The 7240-nt window shown below is 71.3% G+C and carries 9 protein-coding genes; 5 read left to right on the top strand and 4 right to left on the bottom strand.

Annotated elements, in window-relative coordinates; genetic code table 11:
* Nucleotides 1-50 precede the first annotated feature (50 nt).
* Nucleotides 51-317: a hypothetical protein gene (locus ACFQ87_RS25490; protein ID WP_380613121.1), complete on the bottom strand. Its 267-nt coding sequence runs from the start codon at nt 315-317 to the stop codon at nt 51-53.
* A 123-nt stretch (nt 318-440) separates the two neighbouring features.
* Between ACFQ87_RS25490 and ACFQ87_RS25485 the strand changes: the two genes are divergently transcribed.
* Nucleotides 441-1034, top strand: coding sequence for a TetR family transcriptional regulator (locus ACFQ87_RS25485; RefSeq protein ID WP_380613120.1), 594 nt, complete (start codon nt 441-443; stop codon nt 1032-1034).
* Nucleotides 1035-1064: 30 nt separating this feature from the next.
* Nucleotides 1065-1532 carry an SDR family oxidoreductase gene (locus tag ACFQ87_RS25480; protein ID WP_380613160.1) on the top strand — a complete coding sequence of 156 codons (468 nt, stop codon included), beginning with the start codon at nt 1065-1067 and terminating at the stop codon, nt 1530-1532.
* Nucleotides 1533-1581: 49 nt separating this feature from the next.
* Here ACFQ87_RS25480 and ACFQ87_RS25475 read toward each other — a convergent pair whose 3' ends face one another.
* Both ACFQ87_RS25475 and ACFQ87_RS25470 read right to left on the bottom strand, forming a co-directional pair.
* Nucleotides 1582-2469 carry a LysR family transcriptional regulator gene (locus ACFQ87_RS25475; RefSeq protein WP_380613119.1) on the bottom strand — a complete coding sequence of 296 codons (888 nt, stop codon included), beginning with the start codon at nt 2467-2469 and terminating at the stop codon, nt 1582-1584.
* Nucleotides 2470-2794: 325 nt separating this feature from the next.
* The gene (locus ACFQ87_RS25470) at nt 2795-3808 is read right to left on the bottom strand and encodes a hypothetical protein (protein ID WP_380613118.1); all 1014 of its coding nucleotides are present in this window, start codon (nt 3806-3808) and stop codon (nt 2795-2797) included.
* Nucleotides 3809-3859: 51 nt separating this feature from the next.
* Between ACFQ87_RS25470 and ACFQ87_RS25465 the strand changes: the two genes are divergently transcribed.
* Nucleotides 3860-4003 carry a hypothetical protein gene (locus tag ACFQ87_RS25465; RefSeq protein WP_380613117.1) on the top strand — a complete coding sequence of 48 codons (144 nt, stop codon included), beginning with the start codon at nt 3860-3862 and terminating at the stop codon, nt 4001-4003.
* Nucleotides 4004-4349: 346 nt separating this feature from the next.
* Here ACFQ87_RS25465 and ACFQ87_RS25460 read toward each other — a convergent pair whose 3' ends face one another.
* A complete protein-coding gene (locus ACFQ87_RS25460; RefSeq protein ID WP_380613116.1) occupies nt 4350-4715 on the bottom strand; it encodes an ArsR/SmtB family transcription factor in 366 nt (121 codons plus the stop codon).
* A 98-nt stretch (nt 4716-4813) separates the two neighbouring features.
* On the opposite strand from ACFQ87_RS25460, the gene ACFQ87_RS25455 reads away from it, so the two are divergent.
* Nucleotides 4814-6778 (top strand): heavy metal translocating P-type ATPase, encoded by a 1965-nt coding sequence (locus ACFQ87_RS25455; protein ID WP_380613115.1) that lies wholly within the window; start codon nt 4814-4816, stop codon nt 6776-6778.
* 10 nt (nt 6779-6788) lie between these two features.
* Nucleotides 6789-7121, top strand: a complete 333-nt coding sequence (locus ACFQ87_RS25450; protein ID WP_380613114.1) for a hypothetical protein — start codon at nt 6789-6791, stop codon at nt 7119-7121.
* Nucleotides 7122-7240 lie beyond the last annotated feature (119 nt).

The raw sequence follows: 7240 nt of genomic DNA, 5'->3' as shown, positions 1-7240 counted from the left end.
GGCTGCGCATGGGTGGCTCCCGTGCGGTCCGTGCCCCCCCCCCCCCCCCGCTACTTCCGACGACCCTGGCGGCGGGCGAACTTCCTCTCCGCCTTGAGCAGGAGGGGCATCAGCGCGTAGCTGACGACCGGGACGACGAGGGCGGTCATCACCAGCGTCCGCAGCGGCAGCGGCAGGTGCCCGAGGTAGGGGCCGAGCAGGACGAAGGCGGCGGTGATGGTCGGGTAGACGGCGAGCCAGGTGAGCAGCGCCCGGCGGTGCGCGGACGGGGCTGCGGGTGCCGGTGCGGTGATGCTGTCGGTGCTCATGACGCTCATGGCGGGTTCCTCCCCTTGGCGATCGGCTGGAGCCAGAATCTCCAACCCTTCGGTTGGAGATTCTGGCAGAGGCCTGCGCGGATGTCCAACTATCTGGTTGGAGATTCGCGCTATGGTTGAGCCATGGCCTGGGACACCGCACGCACGCAGCAACTCCTCCTCGACGCCGCAGTCGAGGAGTTCGCCGAATTCGGCCCGGACGGTGCCCGGATCGCTCGGGTGGCCACCCGAGCGGGCGTGAACAAGGAGCGGATCTACCAGTACTTCGGGAACAAGGAGCAGCTCTTCTCCGCAGTGCTGACGTCCGAACTCGGCAAGCTGGCGGAAGCGGTGCCGCTCGTCCTGGAGCGGGGGCGGGACCTCGGCGACTACGCCGGACGCGTCTTCGACTACCACTCGGCCCACCCGCACTTCTCCCGCCTGCTGGCCTGGGAGGGCCTGCAGCGCGGCGCGGCGTCCGAGGAGCTGGCGGCCGGGCCCGAACGCACCGCGCACTACAGCGAGAAGGTCGCCACTCTTGCGGCCGCGCAACAGGCCGGCGAGCTGGCCGAGGACGTGGATCCGGCGCGACTGATGTTCGCGGTGATCGGCCTGGTGAACGCGTGGTTCACGCTGCCGCAGATGGTCCGCCTGCTCATGTCCGGCACGACCGATGCCGCGACGGACCGGGAGGCCGTCGTCACCCTGGTCCGCCGGCTGACGAAGCCCGCAGCCTGACGAACCCACCCCAGCTGTGAGTGGCAGACGATCTTCGACCTCAACCTGTTCAGCGCGGTGTGGACCACCAAGGCGGCGTTGCCGAGCATCCCGGACCGCAAGGGCGCGATCGTGAACATCTCCTCGACCAATGCCCGCATGCCCACCGGCGCGCCGATCGGCCACGCGGAGGCCAAGGCCGCGCTGAACCAGTTCGGGAAGCGGCTCAGTGAGGAGCTGGCACCGCGCGGTGTCCGCGTGAACACCGTCTCCCCGGGCCCCACGGTCAGTCCGCTGTGGACCGACCCGGACGGTTTCGGCGGCAAGGTGGCCGCCGCGTCCGGGGTGGGCCACGGTGACTTGCTCGCGGGCCTGCCCGGGCAGTTCGGCATCGCCTCGGGGCGCTTCACCGCACCCGAGGAGGTCGCGGACCTGGTCGCCTTCCTGCTCTCCGACCGTGCCGCCAACATTCACGGCGCCGACCACGTGATCGACGGCGGCACCCTCAAGACCGTCTGACAGGGCTGCGGCGGCCACTCGGCCTAGTCGGCTGAGGGATCAGTCCCTGTCAGGCGGGCGGGCAGGCGTCGAGCAGGGCGTCCACCGCGACGCCGATCGAGGGGCGCGCGGCCGAGGTGGATCGCCAGATGGCGAAGACGCGGCGGCGCGGGGCGTCCGCCAGGGGCACGAACCGCACCGGAGCGGACGTCGCCTCCCGTCCCAGGTGCGGGATGATCGCGATGCCCAGTCCTGCCGCGACCAGCGCGATCTGTGTGGGGTGTTCCGAGGCGGTGTGGGCGATGCGGGGCTTCGTGGCGCTGCGCACCAGCCGCTCGTGGCACAGTTGCCCGTTGCTTGAGGTGATCCAGTCCTCATCGCTGAGATCATCCAGGCTCAGCGTCGGACGGTCGGCGAGCCGATGGTCCGAGGGCAGGGCGATGTCGTAGGTGTCGTCGAGGAGGACGCGGTGGTCCAGCCCCTGGGGCAGGGCGAGCGGATCATCGGTCCAGTCTTCGACGACGGCCAGGTCGAGCAGCCCGCGCCGCACCGCCGGGATGGCCTCGTACGGTTCCTGCTCCCGCGCCGAGACCGTCAGATCCGGGTACCGCGACCGCAGGGCCCGCAGCGCCGGGGGGAGTAGACCCCGGGCGGCGGTCGGGAAGGCCGCGATCGTGAGGCGGCCGCTCACCTTTCCACGGTGCTGCGCCATCGCCGCCATGACGCGCTCCGCCTGCGCGAGCAGCTCCTCGGCCTGATCGGCGAGCAAGGTGCCGGCCTCGGTCAGCCGGATACCGCGACCTTGACGCTCGGTCAGATGGGCGCCGGTCTCCTGCTCAAGGCGTGCCATCTGTTGCGAGACCGCCGAGGTGGTGACGTGCAGGAGCCGCGCGGCGCCCACGACGGATCCGGTCATCGCCACCGCGTGGAGGACGCGCAAGCGTTCGAGGTTCAACATCTAAGTGATGCTACGAGGCGCGGTCCAGAGACATTCACTTGTGCATCGTGGTGATCGAATCCAGAGTATGACGGGTTGTCGCAGGCCATCGGTATCGGGGGCGAACGCCGGGCACAGGGGAACCGGCGTCCGCCCCCGGTCTGATGCGAGGCACCTGGAGGAGCCCGAAGTCGAACTCGCCGGTGGCGACGGCACGGATGAAGGCCTCGTGGTGACGTCCGGCCGTGAACGTGCCAGCGGTGTTCGGCCGGTGCAGGACGCGCACGCCGTGCAGGGAAGAGGACTGCGGTGGCGGGGCAGTCACGGGAACGCTTGAGCTGCTCCTCTACTTGGGGGTGCGGGACTGACGAGGAGCGTTGAGCGCGGAGAGGTCCGGCCCCGGGACGGCCGTGCCCCACTTGGCGCCGTCGGGCTGGTGGTCGGCCGCGAGGAGGAAGGACTGGCCGCGGGCGATGTTGGCGGTGTATCCGAGCCCGAACCCGTACCGAGTACCGTTGATTCCGAGCGCCGCCAGTACGCAGGAGGCCGTCTTCTTGAGCTGATCTGCTTCCGCGTTCGTTACGTCGAAGCGCCCGCTACGGAGCCAGTTCACGACCACCTCCACGCCGTACTCTGGTTCGACGCCGATTTCCACACGATGCTTGTGAATCACGGGATCCACTGTGGCCTGGAAGTCCTGCTTGATCTCCGTGCACCGGGCTGTGAGTTGCCTCTTCCGTTCTGCCGCCGCGTTCTGGAAGGCGGCGAGCGCCTCGTCCGACACGGGACCGGTGGCGTTGCCCTGGCCGCGCATCAACATGTAGGTGTTGTCGTCGAGGGACGGATAGGTGATCTCCGCGAACCTGCTGAACCGGGCATCCCAGCTGTCCTTGTCGAAGATGTGCCCACCGCTGTTGGACGCGGTGATGTCCAGTGCGGCCACGCACTGCTGGCCGGGGCCGTAGAGCACGACGTCGGGTCGGGTCCCGCCGTACACCTGCTGGAGTCCGATGGAGTAGCCCGTGGGGATCGTCGATGCTTTCGTTGCCATGTTGTAGGTGGCCAGGGACTCCACCGCGTAGCCGAACTCCTTGCTGACCGAGCCGCGTTGGCCCGCGAGGAACTCCTCCCAGACCTCAAGCCAGTGTTCGGTGTGGCCGTCCAGTCTGCCGAGGCTCCCCAGTGCCGGGTACGTGACCACGTACTTGTAGGCCTCCTGGACGGCGGCGTCCAGGGCGTTCACACAGGCGTCGAACGCTTGTTGCGCGTCGTGGTCACCGTCGTCGGCATCCTTCCGGTGGGGTACCAGCCGCTGGATGGGCTCTGTCTGCTGCAGGGCGGCGTTGGCGCGGCTCTCCATGTCGGTCCGGGTCGGCCCGTCGAGGGGGCGGCCTCCGGCGGACAGAACGTTGTGGACGGCGGATCGCTGCACCGCGGAGGTTGCCTGGTCGGGCTGCTGGTGACCGCAGCCGGCGTCGTGCCGGTGCTGGCCGCGGAGTCGGCCGGTCCGGCGCATCATCTGCACGACGGCGGCGTTGCCGACGGATGCCTGTAGGGCGAGGAAGCCTTGAGAGGCCGTATTGATGTGACGGACCGGTTGTGCGGTCGGTCGCCTCTTGGCTTCAGGGGCATGGTCGTGTACGGGCACGGGTGTGCCTTCCGGTTGCGTATCTGGTTCCGAACCCTGGATACCCCGGTGGTGGGTTCCGGGGCCAGATGGCGCGCGGACAGCGTTCGCCGCCCTTTCGGGCATGCCGGGAAGGCTCGGGGGGCAACTGTTCGAGGCGAGGCGCCCGGGTGAGCCGGGCGCCGAGGGCGCGCGGCAGGGGGCGCGCGCCCTCGGATGGGACGTCAGTTAGACGAGGCCGAGATCCCCCGCCCTTCAGGCCGGGGAGCGGAAGTCAATCCAGGGTGTCCGGCTCGTCGGTGAGGCCGAGGCGCAGGTGCTCGATGTGGTAGACGGCCTGGTCGAGCAGGGCGGCCACATGGTTGTCGTAGAGGGCGTAGACGACCTGGCGCCCCTGCCGCTGGCCGACCACCAGGCCGAGGTTGCGCAGCAGTCGCAGCTGGTGGGAGCAGGCGGACTGCTCCATGCCGACCTCGGCGGCCAGTTCGGTGGCGGCGCAGGGCCCCTCGCGCAGTCGGGAGAGGATCAGCAGCCGGGACGGGGTGGCCAGGGCCTGCAGGGTGGTGGCCACCCGGGCGGCGCTGGTGGCGTCCAGGCGCGTGTGCGGGACGGCGGTGGCGGGGGCGGCTCCATGACCCATGAGGGCAATACTACAACTCATACATGAAGAGGCCTTCATATGTTCATGTATGGTGGATGGGTCACCGGCCCCACCCTGCCCCGAAGGGTTCCGTCCGCATGCCCACCGCCCTGACCGAGCGCCCCGCGCCCACCGCCGCCCCGCGCCCGGACACCGCCCCGCGCCGCCGTACCCGGGTGTTCGCCCTGCCCGAGGCCCGCTGGGCCGCCGCCGCGACCGTGCTGTTCCTGATCGCGCTGCCGCTCCAGCTCACCGGCGCGCCCGCCTGGGCGTGGGGCCCGCTGTACGCCCTCGCGTACGCCACCGGCGGCTGGGAGCCGGCCTGGGCCGGACTCCAGGCGCTGAAGGAGAAGACCCTCGACGTCGACCTGCTGATGATCGTCGCCGCGCTCGGCGCGGCCGCCGTCGGCCAGGTCATGGACGGCGCGCTGCTGATCGTCATCTTCGCCACCTCCGGCGCGCTGGAGGCCCTGGCCACCGCCCGCACCGCCGACTCCGTGCGCGGACTGCTCGACCTCGCGCCCGCGGCCGCGACCCGGCTGCTGGACGACGGCACCGAGGAGAACGTCCCGACCGAGCAGTTGACCGTCGGTGACACGATCCTGATCCGGCCCGGCGAGCGGATCGGTGCCGACGGCCGGGTGCTGGACGGCGCGAGCGAGGTCGACCAGGCCACCATCACCGGTGAGCCGCTGCCCGTCGCCAAGGAGGTCGGCGACGAGGTCTTCGCCGGCACCCTGAACGGCACCGGCGCCCTGCGGGTGAAGGTCGAGCGGGACGCCTCGGACTCGGTGATCGCCCGGATCGTCGCCATGGTCGAGGAGGCCTCCGAGACCAAGGCGCCGACCCAGCTGTTCATCGAGAAGGTCGAGCAGCGCTACTCGATCGGCATGGTCGTCGCCACCCTGGCCGTCTTCGCGGTGCCGCTCGCCTTCGGCGCGGCCTTCACCGGCTCGCTGCTGCGGGCGATGACCTTCATGATCGTCGCCTCGCCGTGCGCCGTGGTGCTGGCGACCATGCCGCCGCTGCTGTCAGCCATCGCCAACGCCGGACGGCACGGCGTGCTGGTCAAGTCCGCCGTGGTGATGGAACGGCTCGGCCAGGTCGACGCCGTCGCGCTGGACAAGACCGGCACCCTGACCGAGGGCGCCCCCCGCGTCACGGACACCAGCCCGCTGCCCGGCTCCGGCCTGACCGAGGACGAGCTGCTCGCCCTGGCCGCGGCCGCTGAGCACCCCAGCGAGCACCCGCTCGCCCGCGCCGTCGTCGAGGCCGCCCGGGCCCACGGGCTCGCCCTGGCCGTCGCCGAGGACTTCCACTCCGTCCCCGGCGTCGGGGTCACCGCCACCGTGGACGGCCGGGTCGTCGCGGTCGGCGCGCCGGAGCGGGTGCTCAACGGCCGCGAGGGCGCCGCCTCCGTGATCGTCGCCGAACTGGAGGAGCGCGGCCGCACCGCCGTCCTGGTGGAGACGGACGGCGTCCCGGTCGGCGTGCTCGGGATCGCCGACCGGCTGCGCCCCGACGCCGCCGCGACGGTGGCCGCGCTGACCGGCCTCACCGGCCGTGCGCCCGTGCTGCTCACCGGCGACAACCCGCGCGCCGCCGCGGCCGCGGCCGCCGAGGTCGGCATCGCGGAGGTCCGGGCCGGGCTGCTGCCGCAGGGCAAGGTCGCCGCGGTGCGGGAGCAGGAGGCGGACGGTCGCCGGGTGCTGGTGATCGGCGACGGCGTCAACGACGCGCCCGCCCTGGCCGCCGCCCACACCGGCATCGCGATGGGCCGGGCCGGCTCCGACCTGGCGCTGGAGACCGCCGACGCCGTCATCGTGCGCGACGAACTCGCCACCGTCCCGGCCGTGGTGGCGCTCTCCCGGCGGGCCCGCGGCTTCGTGGTGCAGAACCTGGTGATCGCCTCGGTGTTCATCTCGGTGCTGGTGGTGTGGGACCTCGTCGGCACCCTCCCGCTGCCGCTGGGCGTGCTCGGCCACGAGGGCTCGACCGTGATCGTCGGCCTCAACGGCCTGCGGCTGCTGCGCGAAACGGTGTGGGTGAGGGCCCGGGGCTAACCTGGGCGACATGTACGACGACGGTCTGGTGGCGTGCACCGAGCGGGAACTCGTCATCCGGCGCTACTACTTCCCGCTCGCCTCCGCCAAGCGCATCCCGTACGGGCGGATCCGCGGGCTGCGGCGGGTGCCGCTGACGGGGCTCAGCGGGCGGTGGCGGATCTGGGGCTCCGGTGACTTCGTGCACTACTTCAACCTCGACCCGGGGCGGACGCACAAGAGCGTCGGCTTCGTCCTCGACCTCGGGCGGCGGGTCAAGCCGGTGATCACCCCGGACGACCCGGAGCGGCTGGTGGCAGCGCTGGCCACGCACGGGGTGCCGGTCGGCGGGGGGCCGCTCTGACCCGGAGCCTGCCATGACCCTGGGGAGGCCGGGGGCCCGGCCGCCGCGGAATGACGAAGCTTCAACCGGGCGGCGCGCTTTCGTCTATGTCCTTCTTTTTGAAGGCGTCCCCTGCAAGA

The sequence above is a fragment of the Kitasatospora sp. NPDC056531 genome (genome assembly GCF_042794375.1).
In the GTDB taxonomy this organism is placed as follows: Bacteria; Actinomycetota; Actinomycetes; order Streptomycetales; family Streptomycetaceae; genus Kitasatospora.
The sequence above is the reverse complement of the archived record's forward strand: the minus strand, read 5'-3'. Positions and strand labels throughout refer to the sequence as shown.